At 73.9% G+C, this 19161-nt stretch carries 17 protein-coding genes; 11 read left to right on the top strand and 6 right to left on the bottom strand.

Annotation, left to right across the window (positions count from 1 at the left end; translation table 11 throughout):
* The first annotated feature begins 2 nt into the window (after nucleotides 1–2).
* The 5 genes from ACA514_RS17455 to ACA514_RS17435 all read left to right on the top strand — a co-directional run bounded on the left by ACA514_RS17455 (nucleotide 3) and on the right by ACA514_RS17435 (nucleotide 5406).
* A complete protein-coding gene (locus ACA514_RS17455; RefSeq protein ID WP_375042196.1) occupies nucleotides 3–1178 on the top strand; it encodes an acyl-CoA dehydrogenase family protein in 1176 nt (391 codons plus the stop codon).
* Between the two features lie 4 nt (nucleotides 1179–1182).
* Nucleotides 1183–2394 carry a CaiB/BaiF CoA transferase family protein gene (locus tag ACA514_RS17450; RefSeq protein ID WP_375042195.1) on the top strand — a complete coding sequence of 404 codons (1212 nt, stop codon included), beginning with the start codon at nucleotides 1183–1185 and terminating at the stop codon, nucleotides 2392–2394.
* 59 nt (nucleotides 2395–2453) lie between these two features.
* Nucleotides 2454–3314, top strand: coding sequence for a helix-turn-helix transcriptional regulator (locus ACA514_RS17445; protein WP_375042194.1), 861 nt, complete (start codon nucleotides 2454–2456; stop codon nucleotides 3312–3314).
* Nucleotides 3315–3421: 107 nt separating this feature from the next.
* Nucleotides 3422–4426: an aldo/keto reductase gene (locus ACA514_RS17440; RefSeq protein WP_375042193.1), complete on the top strand. Its 1005-nt coding sequence runs from the start codon at nucleotides 3422–3424 to the stop codon at nucleotides 4424–4426.
* Nucleotides 4426–5406 carry a zinc-binding alcohol dehydrogenase family protein gene (locus ACA514_RS17435; RefSeq protein WP_375042192.1) on the top strand — a complete coding sequence of 327 codons (981 nt, stop codon included), beginning with the start codon at nucleotides 4426–4428 and terminating at the stop codon, nucleotides 5404–5406. Before ACA514_RS17440 ends, ACA514_RS17435 begins: the two co-directional genes overlap by 1 nt.
* 3 nt (nucleotides 5407–5409) lie before the next feature.
* Here ACA514_RS17435 and ACA514_RS17430 read toward each other — a convergent pair whose 3' ends face one another.
* Both ACA514_RS17430 and ACA514_RS17425 read right to left on the bottom strand, forming a co-directional pair.
* Nucleotides 5410–6186: a class I SAM-dependent methyltransferase gene (locus tag ACA514_RS17430; RefSeq protein WP_375042191.1), complete on the bottom strand. Its 777-nt coding sequence runs from the start codon at nucleotides 6184–6186 to the stop codon at nucleotides 5410–5412.
* A complete protein-coding gene (locus ACA514_RS17425) occupies nucleotides 6183–6758 on the bottom strand; it encodes a peroxiredoxin-like family protein (RefSeq protein WP_375042190.1) in 576 nt (191 codons plus the stop codon). Before ACA514_RS17425 ends, ACA514_RS17430 begins: the two co-directional genes overlap by 4 nt.
* 67 nt (nucleotides 6759–6825) lie before the next feature.
* On the opposite strand from ACA514_RS17425, the gene ACA514_RS17420 reads away from it, so the two are divergent.
* The gene (locus tag ACA514_RS17420) at nucleotides 6826–7449 is read left to right on the top strand and encodes a TetR/AcrR family transcriptional regulator (protein WP_375042189.1); all 624 of its coding nucleotides are present in this window, start codon (nucleotides 6826–6828) and stop codon (nucleotides 7447–7449) included.
* Here ACA514_RS17420 and ACA514_RS17415 read toward each other — a convergent pair.
* The 4 genes from ACA514_RS17415 to ACA514_RS17400 are packed head-to-tail and all read right to left on the bottom strand — an operon-like array spanning nucleotide 7446 to nucleotide 10838.
* Nucleotides 7446–8507, bottom strand: coding sequence for an NAD(P)H-dependent flavin oxidoreductase (locus ACA514_RS17415; RefSeq protein WP_375042188.1), 1062 nt, complete (start codon nucleotides 8505–8507; stop codon nucleotides 7446–7448). The two genes, ACA514_RS17420 and ACA514_RS17415, sit on opposite strands and share 4 nt — an antisense overlap.
* Nucleotides 8507–9238, bottom strand: coding sequence for a CoA-transferase subunit beta (locus ACA514_RS17410; RefSeq protein ID WP_375042187.1), 732 nt, complete (start codon nucleotides 9236–9238; stop codon nucleotides 8507–8509). The genes ACA514_RS17415 and ACA514_RS17410 overlap by 1 nt, the downstream gene beginning before the upstream one ends.
* The gene (locus ACA514_RS17405; protein ID WP_375042186.1) at nucleotides 9235–10095 is read right to left on the bottom strand and encodes a CoA transferase subunit A; all 861 of its coding nucleotides are present in this window, start codon (nucleotides 10093–10095) and stop codon (nucleotides 9235–9237) included. Before ACA514_RS17405 ends, ACA514_RS17410 begins: the two co-directional genes overlap by 4 nt.
* Entirely contained in the window at nucleotides 10092–10838 is a 747-nt protein-coding gene (locus ACA514_RS17400) for an enoyl-CoA hydratase family protein (protein WP_375042185.1), read from the bottom strand. Before ACA514_RS17400 ends, ACA514_RS17405 begins: the two co-directional genes overlap by 4 nt.
* Nucleotides 10839–10901: 63 nt before the next feature.
* On the opposite strand from ACA514_RS17400, the gene ACA514_RS17395 reads away from it, so the two are divergent.
* The 5 genes from ACA514_RS17395 (at nucleotide 10902) to hrpA (ending at nucleotide 19139) form a co-directional block, all read left to right on the top strand.
* Nucleotides 10902–11669 carry an SDR family oxidoreductase gene (locus ACA514_RS17395; RefSeq protein WP_375042184.1) on the top strand — a complete coding sequence of 256 codons (768 nt, stop codon included), beginning with the start codon at nucleotides 10902–10904 and terminating at the stop codon, nucleotides 11667–11669.
* Nucleotides 11666–12574, top strand: coding sequence for an SDR family oxidoreductase (locus ACA514_RS17390; RefSeq protein ID WP_375042183.1), 909 nt, complete (start codon nucleotides 11666–11668; stop codon nucleotides 12572–12574). Before ACA514_RS17395 ends, ACA514_RS17390 begins: the two co-directional genes overlap by 4 nt.
* Nucleotides 12575–12787: 213 nt before the next feature.
* On the top strand, nucleotides 12788–13570 hold the full coding sequence (locus tag ACA514_RS17385; RefSeq protein ID WP_375042182.1) for a hypothetical protein: 783 nt from the start codon (nucleotides 12788–12790) through the stop codon (nucleotides 13568–13570).
* Entirely contained in the window at nucleotides 13567–15051 is a 1485-nt protein-coding gene (locus tag ACA514_RS17380; RefSeq protein WP_375042181.1) for an NADH-ubiquinone oxidoreductase-F iron-sulfur binding region domain-containing protein, read from the top strand. The genes ACA514_RS17385 and ACA514_RS17380 overlap by 4 nt, the downstream gene beginning before the upstream one ends.
* A gap of 143 nt (nucleotides 15052–15194) precedes the next feature.
* On the top strand, nucleotides 15195–19139 hold the full coding sequence (hrpA, locus tag ACA514_RS17375; RefSeq protein ID WP_375042180.1) for an ATP-dependent RNA helicase HrpA: 3945 nt from the start codon (nucleotides 15195–15197) through the stop codon (nucleotides 19137–19139).
* Nucleotides 19140–19161: the final 22 nt, after the last annotated feature.

Raw genomic sequence — 19161 nt, 5'->3', positions numbered from 1 at the left:
ACATGAGCAGGCTGCAGCAGACCTACGGGCTGTCGGACGAGCAGCGGGAGATCGTCGCCACGGTGCGGGCGTTCGTCGACAAGGAGATCCTCCCGGTCGCCACGGAGCTGGAGCACGCCGACGAGTACCCGCAGGCGATCGTCGACGGGATGAAGGACCTCGGCCTGTTCGGGCTGACGATCGGCGAGGAGCACGGCGGGCTCGGCGAGTCGCTGCTGACCTACGCGCTGGCGGTCGAGGAGCTGTCGCGCGGCTGGATGAGCGTGTCCGGCATCGTCAACACCCACTTCATCGTCGCCTGGATGATCGCCCATCACGGCACGCCCGAGCAGCGGGCGCACTACCTGCCGAAGATGGCGACCGGGGAGATCCGCGGCGCGTTCTCCATGTCGGAGCCGGGCTGCGGCTCGGACGTGTCGGCGATCAGGACCCGCGCCGTCCCCGACGGCGACGACCACGTGATCGACGGCCAGAAGATGTGGCTGACCAACGGCGGCTCCGCGAACCTCGTCGCCACGCTCGTCAAGACCGACCCGGACGCGGGCCACCGCGGCATGACGACGTTCCTGGTCGACAAGACGCCCGGGTTCGGGGAGGTCGCGCCCGGCCTGACCGTCCCCGGCAAGATCGAGAAGATGGGGTACAAGGGCGTCGACACCACCGAGCTGGTCTTCGACTCCTACCGGATCCCGTCCGCGCAGATCCTCGGCGGGACGCCGGGGCGCGGCTTCTACCAGATGATGGACGGCGTCGAGGTGGGCCGCGTCAACGTCGCCGCCCGCGGCTGCGGCGTCGCCCGCCGCGCCTACGAGCTGGCCCTCGACTACGCGCGGCGGCGCGAGACGTTCGGCAAGCCGATCGCCGAGCACCAGGCCGTCCTTTTCCGCCTCGCTGAGATGGCGACGAAGGTCGAGGCCGCCCACCAGATGATGGTGATGGCGGCGCGCCGCAAGGACTCCGGCGAGCGCAACGACCTGGAGGCCGGCATGGCCAAGTACCTGGCCAGCGAGTACTGCAAGGAGGTCGTGGAGGACGCGTTCCGCATCCACGGCGGCTACGCCTACTCCAAGGAGTACGAGATCGAGCGCCTCTACCGGGAGGCGCCGATGCTGCTGATCGGCGAGGGCACCGCCGACATCCAGAAGATGATCATCGGCCGCCGGCTGCTGGAGGACTGATCCGTTGCTCCCCCTCGAAGGCATCACCGTCGTCGCGCTGGAGCAGGCGGTCGCGGCGCCGTTCGCCACCCGGCAGCTCGCCGACCTCGGCGCCCGCGTCATCAAGGTCGAGCGGGTGGACGGCGGCGACTTCGCCCGCGCCTACGACGCGAACGTCCGCGGCGGGCTCGGCACCCACTTCGCCTGGCTGAACCGGTCGAAGGAGTCGGTCGCGCTCGACCTCAAGCAGGACGAGGGGCGCGCGATCCTCGCCGAGCTGGTCGCGGGCGCCGACGTGTTCCTGCAGAACCTCGCGCCCGGCGCCGCCGCGCGCCTCGGGTTCGGCGCGGAGGAGCTGCGGGCCCGCGACCCCCGGCTGATCGTCATCGACATGTCCGGCTACGGGACGCGCGGCCCGTACCGCGACAAGCGCGCCTACGACATGCTCGTCCAGGCCGAGGCCGGGCTGATCTCGGTGACCGGCACCCCGGAGACGCCGGTGAAGGCGGGGTCCCCGCTGGCCGACATCGCCGCCGGGATGTACGCCTTCTCCGGGACGCTCGCGGCGCTCGTCCGGCGCGGCACCACCGGCGAGGGCGCGGCGATCGAGGTCACGATGTTCGACGCGATCGCCGAGTGGATGGGCCAGGCGATGTACACGACGCTCTACACCGGTGCCGTGCCGCCGCGCACCCGGCTGAGCCATCCGGTGATCTCCCCCTACGACGCCTACCCGACCGCCGACGGGGTCGACGTCGTCATCGGCGTGCAGAACGACCGCGGCTGGGCGGCGCTGGCGAAGGGCGTCCTGGACCGCCCCGACCTCGTCACCGATCCGGAGTACGCCACGAACCAGGCGCGGGTCCGCAACCGGGAGAAGGTGGACGCGATCGTCTCCGGCGTCACGTCGGCGATGGGCCGCGACGAGCTGCTGCGGCGGCTGGACGAGGCGGGCGTGGCGAACGCGTCGCTGAACGACGGGCACGGGCTGATCGCGCACCCGCAGCTCGCCGAGCGCGACCGCTGGCGGGAGGTCGGGTCGCCGGTCGGGACGATCCGCGCCGTCCGCCCGCCGATCACCTTCGCCGACGTGGAGGCGCGGATGGACCCGGTCCCGTCGCTCGGCGAGCACACCGGGGCCGTCCTGCGCGAGCTCGGGCGCGACGACGCGGCCATCGAGCGGCTGCACGCGTCCGGGACCGTGCTGCTGCACGCGCCGGCACCGTCGGCCAGGTGAGCGGGGCCTCTCGGGAGCGCCCCGGCGATCATGGCCTGGCCACCGGATATCGTGGCGCCATGGCCAGTACGACCCCCGCCTCCGCCCCTGACCGCCGCCGCGAGGAGATGCGCGACTTCCTGCGCACCCGCCGCGCCCGGCTGGCGCCCGCCGACGTCGGCATGCCCGACGCGGGCCGGCGCCGGACCCCCGGCCTGCGCCGCGAGGAGGTCGCGGTGCTCGCGGGCGTCGGGGTGTCCTGGTACACGTGGCTGGAGCAGGGCCGCGACATCAAGGTGTCCGGGGACGTGCTGGACGCCATCGCCCGGGCGCTGCGCCTGGACGCCGCCGAGCGCGAGCACCTCTACCTGCTGGCCGGGCTCAACCCGCCGCGGCGGGAGTGCGGCCCGGCCGCGCCGATCACCCCGGAGTTGCGGCGGGTGCTGGACGCCTGGTCGCCGCGGCCCGCGTACGTCCGCGACCGGCACTGGAACTTCGTGGCGATCAACGACGCGGCGCGCGCGGTGTTCGGGTTCGGCGACACCGACCACAACTGCCTGGTGTCGTTCTTCACCAACGCCCGGTACCGGGAGATGCACCTGGAGTGGGCCGCGGCCGCGCCGGGCGTCGTCGCCCGCTTCCGCGCGGACGCCGCCCGCCACCCCGGCGATCCCGAGTTCGCCCGGATCGCCGCGGACATGACCGCGGCCAGCCCGGAGTTCGCGGAGCTGTGGCCCCGGCACGAGGTCAGCGCGGAGAGCCAGGCGGTGAAGGGCGTCCGGCACCCCGAGGCCGGCGAGATGATCTTCGAGGGGACGGTGCTGCCGCTGGCCGACCGTCCCGGCACCGACCTCGTCCTGCAGAACCCGCGCCCCGGCACCGGCACCCTGGAACGCCTGGAGAGGCTGATGTCGCGCCGCGGGCTCGCCGCCGCGAGCTGACCCCGCCAGGGTGGTGGTGGCACACCCAGGATGAACGGACTCTGTCTGCCCGCCCTCCTGTCCGGCAGGATCGTTCTAGGACGAACCGGACGAAGGGGAGAGCGACGATGAGGACGCGCGAATTCGCGGGTACGCAGGTGGGCGCCGTCGGCCTGGGCTGCATGGGGATGAGCTGGGCCTACACCGAGTCCGAGTGCGACGACGACGCGTCGGTGGCGCTGATCCGGGAGGCGCTCGACATGGGCGTCACGTTCCTGGACACCGCGCAGGTCTACGGCGACGGCCACAACGAGACGCTCCTCGGGCGGGCCCTCGCCGGCCGCCGCGACGAGGCGGTGCTCGCCACCAAGACCGGGCTGGGCGTGGAGTCGCTGGAGACCCGGAACATCGTCCGGAACGGGCGGCCGGAGTACGTCAAGGCCTCCGCCGAGGACAGCCTCCGCCGCCTCGGCACCGACGTGATCGACCTGTACTACCTGCACCGCGTCGACCCGGACGTGCCGCTGGCCGACACCTGGGGCGCGATGGCGGAGCTGGTCGCCGAGGGCAAGGTGCGCCGGCTCGGGCTGTCGGAGGTGAGCGTCGCGCAGGCGGCCGAGGCGCACGCGGTCCACCCGGTCGCGGCGGTCCAGTCGGAGCTGTCGCTGTGGACCCGGGACGCGCTGGGGCAGCCGGGGGCGGGCGCCTCCGGCAGCGGCTCGATCTCGGGCGCCGGGGACGCGGGCGACGTGGTCGGGTGGTGCGCCGCCAACGGCGCCGCGTTCGTGCCGTTCTCGCCGCTCGGCCGGGGCTTCCTCACCGGGACCGTCACCGCCGCCGACTTCGAGGACGGCGACTTCCGGGGCGCCAACCCGCGCTTCCAGGAGGAGGCGCTGAAGGCCAACCTGCGCATCGTCGACGTCGTCAAGGCGGTCGCCGAGCGGCACGGCGCCACCCCGGCGCAGGTGGCCATCGCCTGGGCGCTGGCGCAGGGCGAGCACATCATCCCGATCCCCGGCACCAAGAAGCAGCGGTACCTGCGCGACAACGCCGCCGCCGCGGACCTGGACCTCACCGAGACCGACCTGGCCGAGCTGGACGCCGTTCCCGCCGCCATAGGAGGGCGTTACTGATGAAGGCCGTCACCATTCCCGAGTTCGGCGAGGCCGGCGTACTGCGCGTGGACGAGGTCAAGGTCCCCGACCCGGGGCCTGGCGAGGTGTCGATCGACGTCGCCTACGCGGGCGCCAACTTCGCCGAGGTGCTGTACCGGCGCGGCGTCGTGGACGTGCCGCTGCCGTTCGTCCCCGGCATCGAGGTCTCCGGGCACGTCCGCGCGGTCGGCCCCGAGGTGGAGGGGCTGCGGCCCGGCCAGCCCGTCGCGGCGCTGACGATCGTGGACAGCGGCGGGTACGCCGAGGTCGCCGTCACCGCCGCCGACCTGGTCGCGCCGCTGGACGGCCTCGACCTGGGCCTGGACGTCGCGGCCGCCGTGCCGTCCAACAGCACGACGGCGTTCCTCGTCCTGGACCGGGCGGCGCGCATCGAGCCGGGCGAGACGGTGCTGGTGCACGCCGCCGCCGGGGGAGTGGGCAGCCAGCTCGGCCAGGCGGCCCGGCAGCTCGGCGCGGGCCGCGTGGTCGGCACCGTCGGCGGCCCGGCGAAGATCGAGACGGCGCGCGGCTTCGGCTACGACGACGTCGTGCTCCGCGACGAGCTGCCGGGGCGGGTCGCGGACCTCACCGGCGGGCGCGGGTTCGACATCGTGGTGGACATGGTCGGCGGCCCCGCGCGCCGCACCAGCCTCGACGCCCTCGCCCCGATGGGCCGCATGGTCGTCATGGGCAACGCGTCCGGCGCGGACGACGTGGGCGTGTCGGCGAACGAGCTGTGGTTCACCAACAAGTCCGTGTCGGGTTTCAACCTCGCCGCGTTCGCGGGCGCGTTCCCGGCGGACGCGGGCCGGGCGCTGCGCCGCGCCGTGGCCGCCGCGGCCTCCGGCGACCTGCGGCTGCGGGTCGAGGAGCTGCCCCTGGAGCAGGCCGCCGAGGCGCACCGGCGCATCGAGTCCGGTGCCACCACCGGCAAACTCGTCCTCGCGGTCCACGGCTGATGCTCACACCGCGGTGACCAGCCACGCGGTGCCGCGCAACCGGACGCCGCCGGGCGTCTCGAACGGGCGGGCCGCGGCGGTCAGCGCGGCCCGCGCGCGTCCTGCGCCGGCTTCGTCCAAGCCGCCGCCGAAGGCGCCCCAGGCGAGGATGAACGAGGCGGCCGCCTCCGCGTCCGGCCCGAGGACGATGGACGTCTCGACCGGTGCGGTGCGGACCTCGGCGAACCCGGCCGCGCCGAGGACGGCGGCGATCCGGTCGGGGCGGGACAGCGAGTGCACGTCGGAAGGGGGCGCGCCCGCCGGCGCCGGCGGCATCGCGGCGGCGACGATGCCGGGCAGGTCGTTGCCGCCGGGCGGGCCGACGGTCGTGAACACCAGCCGTCCTTCGGCCTTCAGGGCCCGGCGGACGTTGCCGAAGGCTTCGACGGGGTCGCGGAAGAACATCATGCCGAACCGGCTGATCGCGACGTCGAACTCGCGGCGGGGGAAGGGGTGCGTCTGCGCGTCGCCCGCCTCGAACGCGATGTTGCCCAGGCCCTCGTCGTCCGCGAACGCGCGGGCCTGGGCGAGCAGGGGCTCCACGACGTCGTTGCCGAGGACGCTCCCGCGCGCGGCGAGCCGTGCGGCGCGGCGCGAGGTCGCGCCGTAGCCGCAGCCGATGTCGAGCACGCGGCCTGCGGGAGGGATGGCGGCGGCGGCGAAGAGGGCGGCGTCGTACCCGCCGCTGATCACCTCGTAGCGGGCGGCGTCGGCGGCGCGGTCGGAGGGTTCCATGGTCATGCCCTCCCTGTCGGGGCGGGCGCCTCGGCGGCAAGGGCGAGGAGCTGGTCGACCGTCCACTGGTCGTAGGCGTGCTCGCCGTACTTCGCCGCGAGCAGGCGGCCGTCAGGGGCGATCAGGAAGTCGCCGGGCAGGCCCAGCCGGCCGCCGGCCGGGCTGGACGAGGGCAGGTGCTCGCGGCCCCGGATCGTCTGCCATGTCCCGCTGGCCACCGCCCACAGCAGCGGCCCCCACACGCGGGGGTCGAGCAGGGCCCGGCGCGCGGACTCGACGCCGAACTCGGCGTACAGCTTCTTCGAGGGGTCGCCGACCACGGGGAATGGCAGGCCGTCGATGTGCTTGCGCAGCTCCTCGGCGGGCGAGTGGAACACCACGATCTCGCGGATCCCCGCCGCCTCGATGTCGCCGTGCCGGACGACGAACGAGCGCAGGTGCAGGTTGCAGATCGGGCAGCCCGCGAACCGGCGGAACTGCAGGTGGACGAGGTGGCCGGGGTCGGGCACGGGGACCGGCGGGCCGCCGACCGGGGTCAGCTCGCGGGCCGGGACGGCGGATCCGGGGGGCAGGTGCATGCTCGCTCCTTTAAGCGTATGGCGTACACCTACGATCGTAGGCGTATGCCGTACGCTGTCAAGGGCCATGCCACGACCCCGCTCGCTCACCCAGGACCAGGTCGCCGCCGCGGCGCTCGCCGTCATCGACCGGGACGGCCTCGCCGGACTGTCCATGCGCGCCGTCGCCAAGGAGCTCAAGCTGAGCACCATGGCGCTCTACCGGTACGTCCGCGACCGGGAAGAACTCGAAGGCCTCGTCGTCGACCTGGTCTATGCCGAGGTCGACCCCGCGCCGCCGGCCGGCGGGCCGTGGGACGCCAGGATCGAGACGATGGCGCTGCGCCTGCGCGACGCCTTCGGCGCGCACGCGGCGATCATGCCGCTGACGCTCACGCACCGGCACGACTCGCGGGGGTCGCTGTGCTGGGGGGAGACCGTCGCCGGCATCCTGCGCGACGCCGGCATCACCGGCCCCCGGGCCGCCATCGCGCTGCGGGCGGTGATCGCCTACATCATCGGCGCGATCCAGCTGGAGCACCTGGGCCCGCTGGAGGGGGAAGGGACCGTCGCCATCGCCGCCCTGCCCGCCGACGAGTTCCCCCACATGGCCGAGACCGCGCGGCACGCCCGCCACATCGGCCCCGACGAGGAGTTCCGCGGGGGACTGGCGGCCGTGCTGCGCGGCCTCGGAGGCGGCGGCGCGGGCTAGTGCACCAGCAGCGACTGCTGCGCGGTGATGGCGCCCACGGCCTGCTCGACGATCCCGTCGATCAGCTGGGCGCAGCTCGGCAGGTCGTCGATGACGCCGACGACCTGGCCCGACGCCATCACGCCGAGATCGGGACGGCCGTCCACCATCGCCGCCTTCAGCAGCATCGGGGTGTTGGCGGCCATGAGGACCTGCGACCAGGACAGGTCCTTGCCGTGCTTCATCGCCTTCCCGTCGGCGAGCATCGCGCGCCACGACATCCCGGACAGCTTCTTGAACCGGGCGCCGTTGCGCAGCGCCCGGACCAGCCCGCTGACCCGGCCGGACGACTCCAGCTCGTCCACCAGCTCGCTGCGCAGCACCCGGTGCGGCATCCCGTCGACCTGGCGGGTGACGATCGTCTCGCCGGTCCCGAGGTACACCTGCTTGACCGCGTCCGGCACCGAGCTGTCGGACGTCAGCAGGAACCGGGTGCCCATCGCCACGCCCGCCGCCCCGTAGGACAGCGCGGCGGCGAGCCCGCGACCGTCGAAGAAGCCGCCGGCCGCGATCACCGGAATGTCGACCGCGTCCACCACCTGCGGGAGCAGCAGCGTGGTGGCGACGGCGCCGGTGTGCCCGCCGCCCTCGCCGCCCTGCACCAGCACCGCGTCCGCGCCCCAGCCGGCGACCTTCTCGGCGTGGCGCCGCGCGCCCACCGACGGGATCACGACGAGGCCGGCGTCCTTGAGCTTGGCGATCAGCTCCTTCTTGGGCGCCAGCGCGAAGGAGGCGACCTTCACGCCCTCCTTGATCAGCAGGTCGATGCGGTCGCCCGCGTCCCCGGCGTCGGCCCGCAGGTTGACGCCGAACGGCGCGTCCGTGCGGTCCTTGACCTCGTGGATCGCGTCCGCGAGCTGGTCCAGCGTCATCGTGGCCGACGCCAGGATCCCGAGGCCGCCCGCGTTCGCCACGGCGGTGACCAGGCGCGGGCCGGCCACCCAGCCCATGCCCGTCTGGACGACCGGGTGCCGCACGCCGGTCAGGCGGGTCAGCGCGGTGTCGAGCAGCTGCTCCATCAGGCCGGGACCTCTCGCTCGCGCAGGCCCTTCGGGTCGAGCACCTCGCGCATCACCCGCAGCTCCTCGGCGTCGGGAAGGCGCGTCTGCGGCACCTCGTCGGGGACGACCAGCTCGAAGCCGGTGGCGGCCACGACGTCCTCGACCGTCACGCCCGGGTGCACCGAGCGCAGCCGCATCCGGTGGTCGGGGGTGTCGAAGTCGAGCACCGCCAGGTTGCTCACCACGGCGCGGATCTCGTGCGCGCCACGGTCCCAGCCGACCCCGCTGACGAAGTCGACCTTGCCGGTGAACACCCGCGTCGAATGCTTCGGCACCCAGTAGCTCGTCGGGTTCAGCAGCGTGTTGCCCGGCCCGCCGCGCGACCCGAGCAGCTGCCGCGACGGCCGCTCCCAGTCGCCGATGCACGAGATGTTGGTGTTGCCGTACCGGTCGATCTGCGACGGCCCCATCACCACGTGCCGGCGCGCGTTCAGCACCAGCCACAGGTGGTCGCGGAACGGCAGCCAGCCCTCCGCCACCTCGGCCGTGCGGCCCAGCGGGACGGGCTCGGCGCTCAGCGTCGGCCCGCCGTCGGTCGTCAGCAGGTCCGGCTCGAACGTGGCCCGCGCCAGCCGGGAGCCCAGCATCGGCACGAACCCGGCGACCGCCGCCGCGACGATCTCGCCGTCGCCCCGGAACAGCTCCGCGCAGGCGACCGCGCAGACCTCGGCCCTCGTCACGTCGCTCATCGAGCCTCCTCCTGCCAGGTGCGGACGGCGTCCTGGTACGCGGTCTCGTCGCCGGACAGGAACCGGTCGCGGAACGCCGCCCAGGCGTCCGGGTCGGCCGCCGACTTCGCGTACAGCTTCTGGAACGCCTCGTCGCGGCGGTGGTCGGGCTCGCAGTCGGTGAAGTGCGCGCCGTTCGGCGTCTCCACCACGCCCGCCACCTGCGTCCGGCTGATCAGCATCGACTGCGGCGGGCCCTCCTTGGCGAAGTCGGCGGTGTCCACCAGCCGCTCGCAGGAGACGTACGTCCGGTCCGCGGCCTTGGCGAACAGGTCGTCCATGTACGGGTCGGCGCCGAGGTACTGCGCGTTGCCGCGCGCGTCGGCGCGGTTCATGTGGATCAGTGACACGTCCATCGTCAGAGCCGGGACGGCCACGAGTTCCTGGCCGTCCTCGTACGGCGACCGGACCGTCTTCAGCTCCGGGTTGACGCGCATGATGTCCGAGCCGAGCCCGACGGGCGTGGGCAGGAACGGCAGGCGGTGCGCCGCCGCGTACAGCCCGAACATGAACATGCCCTCGTCGTACTCGGTCAGCTCGATCGACCCGGACTGGCGCGCCTGCCGGAAGTGCGGCTCCAGCGGGATCGAGTCCATGGTCACGAACGCGGTGACCAGCCGGCGGATCTTGCCGGCCGCGCACAGCAGCCCGACGTCCGGCCCGCCGTAGGTGACCACGGTCAGGTCGGTGACGTCGGAGCGGCACAGGGCCCGGACGAGGGCCATCGGCTTGCGCCGCGAGCCCCAGCCGCCGATCCCGATCGTCATGCCGCTCTCCAGCGACCCGACGATCTCCTCGATGGAGAGAACCTTGCTCACTCGGCCCCCTTCGCGACGAAGGCGTCGCGGTGCTCGTCGCCCGCGCCCATGAGGTTCAGCTCGAAGGTGAATCCCTGCTCGTAGCGGTAGCTGCGGCGGACGTCGACCGGGTCGATGCCGTTCAGCGACTCCTTGGCGCGGCGGATCACGTACTTGTCCTTCGCCGCGATGTTCCCGGCCACCTCCAGCGCCTTGGCGCGCAGTTCGTCCTTCGGGACGACCTCCAGCACCGAGCCGTGGTGGTGCAGCTCGGCCGCGGTCACGTTGCGGCACGTGTAGACCATCGCCCGCATCAGGTGCTGCGGGACGAGCCGGGCCAGGTGCGTCGCGGCGCCGAGCGCGCCCCGGTCGACCTCGGGCAGGCCGAAGAAGGCGTCGTCGGACGCCACGACGACGTCGGCGTTGCCCGCCAGGCCGATGCCGCCGCCCAGGCAGAAGCCGTGCACCGCGGCGACGACCGGCACCTCGCAGTCGTAGACGGCGGCGAACGCCGCGAAGCAGCCCCGGTTGGCCCCCACCAGCGCGGTGTGGCCGTCGGTGCGCTGCATCTCCTTGATGTCGACGCCCGCGTTGAAGCCCCGGCCCTCGGCCCGGAGCACGACGGCGCCGACCTGCGGGTCGCGGCCGGCCGCGAGCACCGCGTCGGCCAGTTCGAACCAGCCCGCGACGGTCAGTGCGTTGACCGGCGGCGCGTCCACGACGATCTCGGCGACCCCGTCCAGGGTCGTGGTGGAGACTCCCATGCGCTACCTTTCCACCAAACATTTGTTAGAACAGACCGTAGCAGAGGGCTCGGAGGAGGCGGGATGTCACTGACGCTGGACCTGGCGGGGAAGACCGTCGTGGTCACCGGGGGCGTGCGCGGTGTCGGCGCGGGGATCAGCCGCGCCTTCCTGGAGGCCGGCGCCGACGTGGTCGCGGTGGCCCGGCACGAGCCGGACGCGCTGCCCGAGGGCGGCGGCCGCACGGCGTCGTTCGCCTTGCTGGACGTGCGCGACGGCGACGCCGCCGAAGCGTTCGCCGCCGGCCTCGACCGGGTGGACGTGCTGGTCAACAACGCCGGCGGCGGGCCGTTCCTGCCGCTCACCGAGGGCCCGCTGCGCACCCATCTCAAGATCCTGGAACTGAACCTGACCGGGCCGCTGATCATGGCGCGGGCGCTGCGCCCGCTGATGCCGGACGGCGGCTCGGTGATCAACATCGGCAGCGTCAGCGGGGTCCGGCCGTCGCCCGGCACCGCCGCCTACGGCGCCGCCAAGGCCGGGCTGCACAGCCTCACCCGGTCGCTCGCCGTCGAGTGGGCGCCGCACGTGCGGGTCAACACGCTGATCCTCGGCATGATCCGCACCGAGCTGGCCCACCTGCACTACGGCGACGAGGCGGGCGTCGAGGCCGTCGCGAGGACCGTCCCGATGGGCCGCCTCGGCAGCCCCTTCGAGGTCGGCGCCGCCTGCGTCTACCTCGCCTCGGACCTGGCGTCCTACGTCACCGGGTCGGAGATGCTGATGCACGGCGGGGGAGAGCGCCCCGCGTTCCTGGACGCCGCCACCGCGAACAAGGAGGAGTCGCGATGATCTGCAAGGACCGCGTGGTCGCCGTCACCGGAGCCGGGCGAGGGCTCGGCCGCGCGCACGCGCTGGAGTTCGCCCGCCAGGGCGCCCTGGTCGTGGTGAACGACCTCGGCGTCGCCCGCGACGGCACCGGCGACGCCTCCGGCGGCCCCGCCCAGGACGTCGTCAAGGAGATCGAGGCGCTCGGCGGGCGCGCCGTCGCCAACACCGACGACATCGCCACCGACGCGGGCGCCGCCGCGCTCGTCGCCACCGCCGTCGAGGCCTTCGGCCGCCTGGACACCCTCGTCAACAACGCCGGGTTCCTGCGCGACCGGATGCTGATCAACCTGTCCGAGGACGAGTGGGACGCGGTGATGCGCGTCCACCTCAAGGGCCACTTCCTGCCGCTCAAGCACGCGGGGCAGTACTGGCGGACCGAGAGCAAGGCGGGCCGCCCGGTCGACGCCCGCGTGATCAACACCTCGTCCGGCGCGGGGCTGCTCGGCAGCGTCGGCCAGGGCAACTACTCGGCGGCCAAGGCCGGCATCGTCGGGCTCACCCTCGTGGCGTCCGCCGAACTCGGCCGGTACGGGGTCAACGTCAACGCGATCGCGCCCGCCGCCCGCACCCGGATGACCGAGGACGTCTTCGCGCAGACGATGGCCGCGCCCGCCGAGGGCGAGTTCGACGCGATGGCGCCGGAGAACGTCTCGCCGCTGGTGGTCTGGCTCGGCTCCGCGCAGTCCAAGGACGTCACCGGCCGGGTGTTCGAGGCCGAGGGCGGCAAGATCTGCGTGATGGACGCCTTCCGGCACGGCCCCACCGCCGACAAGGGCGCCCGCTGGGACCCGGCCGAGGTCGGCGAGGTCGTCTCCGGCCTCCTCGCCGAGGCCCCCGCGCCCGAACCGGTGTACGGCGCGGGCTGACCGCCCCCGCGCCCCCGCCCGCCCCACCGTCCCCGCCCGCGCCCGGCACGCGGCCGGTTCCGGACGCGACCTCGGTGAACCCGCCCTGACCTGCCACCATCCGGTTAACGGCGGGGACGGGGGACGGTCGTGTCACCGAACCGGTACGGGGTGAACACGCGTCGTAGTGACCGGGGGATTTCCCGGACGACGCGAAAGGCAGGGGGTGCCGCCATGGCTCCTGAGGGGCCGCCACCAGGGGACGCGCCGCGCCGCGGCCCCGCCCACGAGATGACCGGCGCGTTCCTCGCCGGGCCTGGCGGTCGCCCCCGGGCCGTACCGGCTCCGGCGGCGGTCGCATCGCCGCGGCGGGGACGGATCGGCGCACACCGGGGCCGCATCGCCGCGGGGGCCGCCGCGGCCGTCGCGGCGGGCGCCCTCCTCGGCCTGGCCGCCGCGTCCGGCGGGCCGGCGTCCGTGCTGCGCCCGGTCGGCCGGTTCCTCGACCTCTACTGCGGGGTCTTCGCGCTGGTCGCGCTGTCGCTGACGGTCATGATCGGGCTGCTGGCCACCGACCGTGCCCTCCTCGCCTCCCGGCACCGGCTGCGGGCCCAGGCGGTGCACCGGGCGACGGCGTTCCTCGCCGTGGCGATGCTGGCCGTCCACATCGCCTCGCAGCTCGCCCAGCACCGGGTCGGGATCGCCCAGGCGGTCCTGCCGCTGCCCGGCCGGCACGCCGCCGACTACAGCCTCGGTGTGATCGCCCTCTACCTGCTGCTCCTCGCCGTGGCCGGCGGTGTCGCGCGCGGCCGTTTCGCCGGCACGAAGCACCCGTGGGCCTGGCGGGCCACGCATCTCACCGCGTACGCGGCATGGCCGCTCGGGATCTGGCACGGCCTCACCTCCGGCCGCGCCCCCGCCGTGTGGGTGACGGCGGGTTACTTGCTGTGCGTCGCCGGGGTCGCCCTCGCGCTCGCCGCCCGTCCCGTCCTGCGGCCCCGGGAGAGGACGCCGTGACCGCGCTCGCCGTCCGGCACGTCGGCCCGGCGCGCCTCACCAAGGGGCTCGCCGACGGCGGGCGCCTCGGCTGGGACGCCCACCGCGCCCTGCACCCCGACCCGCGCCCCCTCACCACCGGCCAGCTCGTCGCGCTGTGCGAGGAAGGGCGGCTGCACGGCCGCGGCGGCGCCGCGTTCCCGTTCGCGCGCAAGGTGCGGGCGACCGCCGACAGCGCCGTCCGGCGCGGCAAGCGGACGATCGTGGTCGTCAACGGCACCGAGGGCGAGCCCGGCAGCGCCAAGGACAAGGCGCTGCTGCGCGGCGCGCCGCACCTGATCCTGGACGGCGCCGCCCTCGCCGCCACCGCGCTCGGCTCCCTGGAGATCATCATCGCCGTGACGGACGAGGCGGCCGCCGGGTCGGTGCGGGACGCCATCGCCGAACGCGACCTCGGCGGCCGGGCCCGCGTCGCGCTGCTGCCGGAACGGTTCGTCACCGGCGAGAGCGGCGCCCTGGTGCGCGGCATCAACGGCAAGCGCCCGATCCCGCCCGGCCGCAAGGGCCGCGCCTCGACCCGCGGCGTGGACGGCCTGCCCACCCTGCTGTCCAACGCCGAGACCTACGCCCAGCTCGCCGTCCTCGCCGGGCTCGGCCCGGCCGGGTACCGCAGGATCGGGACGCCCGACGAGCCCGGCACGGTGCTGCTGACCGTGACCGGCTCGGCGCGCTTCCCGGCCGTGGTGGAGACGCCCGCCGGGGCGCCGCTCGCCCACCTGCTCGACCTGTGCGGCGCGCGGGCGGGCGAGGGGGTGCTGGTCGGCGGCTACCACGGCGCCTGGCTGAAGGGCGAGGTCGCGACCCGCACCGCGGTGTCGCGCGCGGGGCTCGCGGCGGCGGGCGGCACGCTCGGCGCCGGGATCGTCATGCCGATCGGCCGCGGCACCTGCCCGCTCGGCGAATGCGCCCGCGTCGCCGGATACCTGGCCGCCGAGTCGGCCGGGCAGTGCGGGCCCTGCCGGCTCGGGCTGCCCGACATCGCCGGCGCCATCGCCGACATCGCCGCCGGCCGGGGCGTCGCGTCCGCCGCCGAGGCCGCCCGCCGCGCCGTCCGGATGGTCGACGGCCGCGGCGCGTGCGCCCACCCCGACGGCACCGGCCGGTTCGTGCTCTCCGCGCTGGAGGTCTTCGCCGCCGACATCGCCCGGCACGCCTCGGACGGCGGCTGCGGGCGGCCCGTCCTCGGGGTGCTGCCCGCCGCGGCCGAGGCGGCCGAGCTGCGGCTGGAGGTCGACTGGAGCCGCTGCGACGGCCACGGCCTGTGCGCCGACGTGCTGCGCGGCACCGTCCGGATGGACGAGTACAACTACCCGGTGATCCCCGCCGGGCCCATCCCGGCGCGGCTGGAGGCCGACGCGCGGCGCGCCGTCGCGATCTGCCCCGGCCTCGCCCTCCGGCTCGTCCCGCGGACGCCCCACGAGAAGGCCGGGCGGGCCTCCTAGCCGCGCAGGAATGCCGGGCGGGGCGGCGGGCGTTGTAACCGCCGGAAAATGGATCGCCCGGTGCGGGCCGATCCGGCTACGGTGCGAAGGTTTGAGGGTGAGCGGGGCCCTGCGGGCCTGGAACCCTATCCTTGTCGATGGTTATGAGGACGTCTGTGAGATCGCCGCTCGCCGACCTGCGTGCGCGCCTGCCCGAGCTGATGCTGCGCGACCAGCAGCGGCTCCGCCGCCGCATCGACGGCACCGAGAAGATGCGGGACGCGGCGCGCCGCGCGAAGGTCGCCGAGGAGATCACCGCCGACATCGAGGCCGCCGGACGGCGGGTCGAGCGGCGGCGCCGGGCCGTGCCCGCGATCACCTATCCGGAGCAGCTGCCGGTCTCCCAGAAGAAGGACGACATCCTCGCCGCGGTCCGCGACCACCAGGTCGTGATCGTCGCGGGGGAGACCGGGTCCGGCAAGACCACCCAGATCCCGAAGATCTGCCTGGAGCTCGGCCGGGGCGTGCTCGGCTCGATCGGGCACACCCAGCCGCGCCGGCTCGCCGCCCGCACCGTCGCCGACCGGATCGCCGAGGAACTCGGCACCGAGCTCGGCGAGGCCGTGGGCTACAAGGTCCGCTTCACCGACAGGTCGAGCGACGACACGCTCGTGAAGCTGATGACCGACGGCATCCTGCTCGCCGAGATCCAGACCGACCGGCTGCTGCGCCAGTACGACACGCTGATCATCGACGAGGCGCACGAGCGCAGCCTGAACATCGACTTCCTGCTCGGCTACCTCCGGGAGATCCTGCCGCGCCGGCCCGACCTCAAGGTGATCATCACCTCGGCGACGATCGACCCCGAGCGGTTCTCCCGGCACTTCGGCGACGCCCCGATCGTGGAGGTGTCCGGCCGCACGTACCCCGTGGAGGTGCGGTACCGGCCCGTCACCGACCCCGACGACCCGTCCGCCGACCCCGACCGCGACCAGATCCAGGCGATCATCGAGGCCGTGGACGAGCTGGGCCGCGAGGCCCCCGGCGACGTGCTGGTCTTCCTCAGCGGCGAGCGGGAGATCCGCGACACCGCCGACGCCCTCGCCAAGCACTTCACCCGCCACAGGCGCGACACCGAGGTGCTGCCGCTGTACGCGCGGCTGTCGGCCGCCGAGCAGCACCGGGTGTTCCAGGCGCACCGGGGGCGGCGCGTCGTCCTCGCGACGAACGTCGCGGAGACCTCGCTGACCGTCCCCGGCATCAAGTACGTCGTCGACCCCGGCACCGCCCGCATCTCCCGCTACAGCCACCGGCTGAAGGTGCAGCGGCTGCCGATCGAGCCGATCTCCCAGGCCTCGGCCAACCAGCGCAAGGGGCGCTGCGGCCGGGTGTCCGAGGGCGTGTGCATCCGGCTGTACTCCGAGGAGGACTTCGAGTCCCGCCCCGAGTTCACCGACCCGGAGATCCTGCGCACCAACCTCGCGTCGGTCATCCTGCAGATGACCTCGCTCGGCCTGGGCGACATCGCCGCGTTCCCGTTCGTGGAGCCGCCGGACCGCCGCAACGTCAAGGCGGGCGTCGACCTGCTGCACGAGCTCGGTGCGATCGACCCCGCCGAGAAGGACCCGCGCAAGCGGCTCACCCCGCTCGGCCGCCGGCTCGCCCAGCTGCCGGTCGACCCGCGGCTCGGCCGGATGGTGCTGGAGGCCGACCGCAACGGCTGCGTGCGGGAGGTCCTCGTCATCGCCGCCGCGCTGTCGATCCAGGACCCGCGCGAGCGCCCCGCCGAGCACCAGCAGGCCGCCGACGACAGGCACCGCCGGTTCGCCGATCCCACCTCCGACTTCCTGGCATACCTGAACCTGTGGAACTACCTGCGCGAGCAGCAGAAGGAGCTGTCGGGCAGCGCGTTCCGCCGCATGTGCAAGAACGAGTTCCTGCACTTCCTGCGCGTCCGCGAGTGGCAGGATCTGCACGGCCAGCTCAAGCAGGTCGCCAAGTCCCTCGGCGTCACGCTCAACACCGCCGACGCCCCGCCCGACCGCGTCCACGTCTCGTTGCTCGCCGGTCTGCTGTCCCACATCGGGCTCATGGACACCGACGGCGGCGAGAAGAAGGACGGCAGGCAGCGGCGCGGGCAGGAGTACCTCGGCGCGCGGGGCGCGAAGTTCGCCGTGTTCCCGGGGTCGGCGCTGTTCAAGAAGCCGCCGCGCTGGGTGATGTCGGCGGAGCTGGTCGAGACGTCCCGGCTCTGGGCGCGCGTCAACGCCAGGATCGAGCCGGACTGGATCGAGCCGCTGGCGCAGCACCTGGTCAAGCGCAACTACAGCGAGCCGCACTGGTCGAAGAAGCAGGCCGCCGTCATGGCGCACGAGAAGGTCACCCTGTACGGGGTGCCGATCGTCGCCGACCGGCGCGTCAACTACGGCTCCATCGACCCCGCGCTGGCGCGCGAGCTGTTCATCCGGCACGCGCTCGTCGAGGGCGACTGGGAGACCCACCACAAGTTCTTCCACGACAACCGGGCCCTGCTCGAAGAGGTGGAGGAACTGGAGCACCGCGCGCGCCGCCGCGACATCCTCGTGGACGACGAGACGCTGTTCGACTTCTACGACGAGCGGATACCCGAGGACGTCGTCTCCGGCCGGCACTTCGACGCCTGGTGGAAGACGGCGCGGCGCTCCGACCCCGACCTGCTCGGGTTCGAGAAGTCGATGCTCATCAACGAGACCGCCGGCGGCGTCAGCGAGGCCGACTACCCCGACGTGTGGAAGCAGGGGCCGCTGCGGCTGCGCCTGACCTACCAGTTCGAGCCCGGCACCGACGCCGACGGCGTCACCGTGCACGTCCCCGTCCAGGTCCTCAACCAGGTCCGGCCGGACGGGTTCGAGTGGCAGGTCCCGGGGCTGCGCACCGAGCTGCTCACCGAGCTGATCCGGTCGCTGCCGAAGCAGCTGCGCGTGAACTTCGTCCCGGCCCCCGACTACGCGCGCAAGGTGCTCGACCGCGTCGCGCCGCGCACCGAGCCGCTGCTGGACGCGTTGGAGCGCGAGCTGACCGCGATGACGGGCGTGCCGGTCGCGCGGGAGGCGTGGGACACCGCGCGGCTGCCCGCGCACCTGCGCATCACCTTCCGCGTCGTCGACGACCGCGGGCGCACCCTCGGCGAGGGCACCGACCTCGACGAGCTGAAACGCCGGCTCGCGGGCAAGGTGCGCGGGACGCTGTCGAAGGCGGCGTCGAGCGTCGAGCGGTCCGGCCTCACCGAGTGGACGATCGGCGAGCTGCCCCGCACCTACGAGCAGAAGCAGGCGGGCTACGACGTCAAGGCGTATCCGGCGCTCACCGACGAGGGGGAGAGCGTCGCCGTCCGGATGTACGAGACGGAGGCCGAGCAGCGCCGCGCCATGTGGCTCGGCACCCGCCGCCTCGTCCTGCTGAACGCGCCGTCGCCGGTGAAGCTCATCCAGGGCCGCCTGACGAACCAGGGCAAGCTGGCGCTCAGCCACAACCCGCACGGCTCCGTCGCCGCGCTGTTCGACGACTGCGTCACCGCCGCCGCCGACCGGCTCATCGCCGAGGCCGGCGGGCCCGCCTGGGACGAGGACGGGTTCCGCGCCCTGTACGACCGGGTCCGTGCCGACCTGCACGACGCCACCGTTCAGGTCGTCGCGCTGGTCGAGCGGATCCTCACCGAGTCCCACGAGCTGGACCGGCGGCTGCGCGGCACCACCAGCCTCACGCTCGTCCCGGCACTGACCGACATCCGCGCGCACCTGGCGGCGCTGGTCCACCCGGGGTTCGTCACCGAGACGGGCTGGGCGCGGCTCGCCGACCTGCCCCGCTACCTGCGCGCGCTGCGGGTCCGGCTGGACAGGCTTCCGGAGAACCCCGGACGCGACCGGATGCTCGCGCACCAGGTCGAGGTGCTGCGGCAGGAGTACGAGCAGACGCTCCAGCGGCTGCACCCGGCCCGCCGCGACGAGGAGCCGGCCCGGCAGATCCGCTGGATGCTGGAGGAACTGCGGGTCAGCCTGTTCGCCCAGCAGCTCGGCACCCGGTTCCCGGTGTCGGACAAGCGGATCCGCAAGGCGATGGCCCAGCTCTAGGCCGTGCGGGCCGACGGCGGGA

The organism is Actinomadura sp. NTSP31, assembly GCF_041951385.1.
In the GTDB taxonomy this organism is placed as follows: Bacteria; Actinomycetota; Actinomycetes; order Streptosporangiales; family Streptosporangiaceae; genus Spirillospora; species Spirillospora napierensis.
The sequence above is the reverse complement of the archived record's forward strand: the minus strand, read 5'-3'. Positions and strand labels throughout refer to the sequence as shown.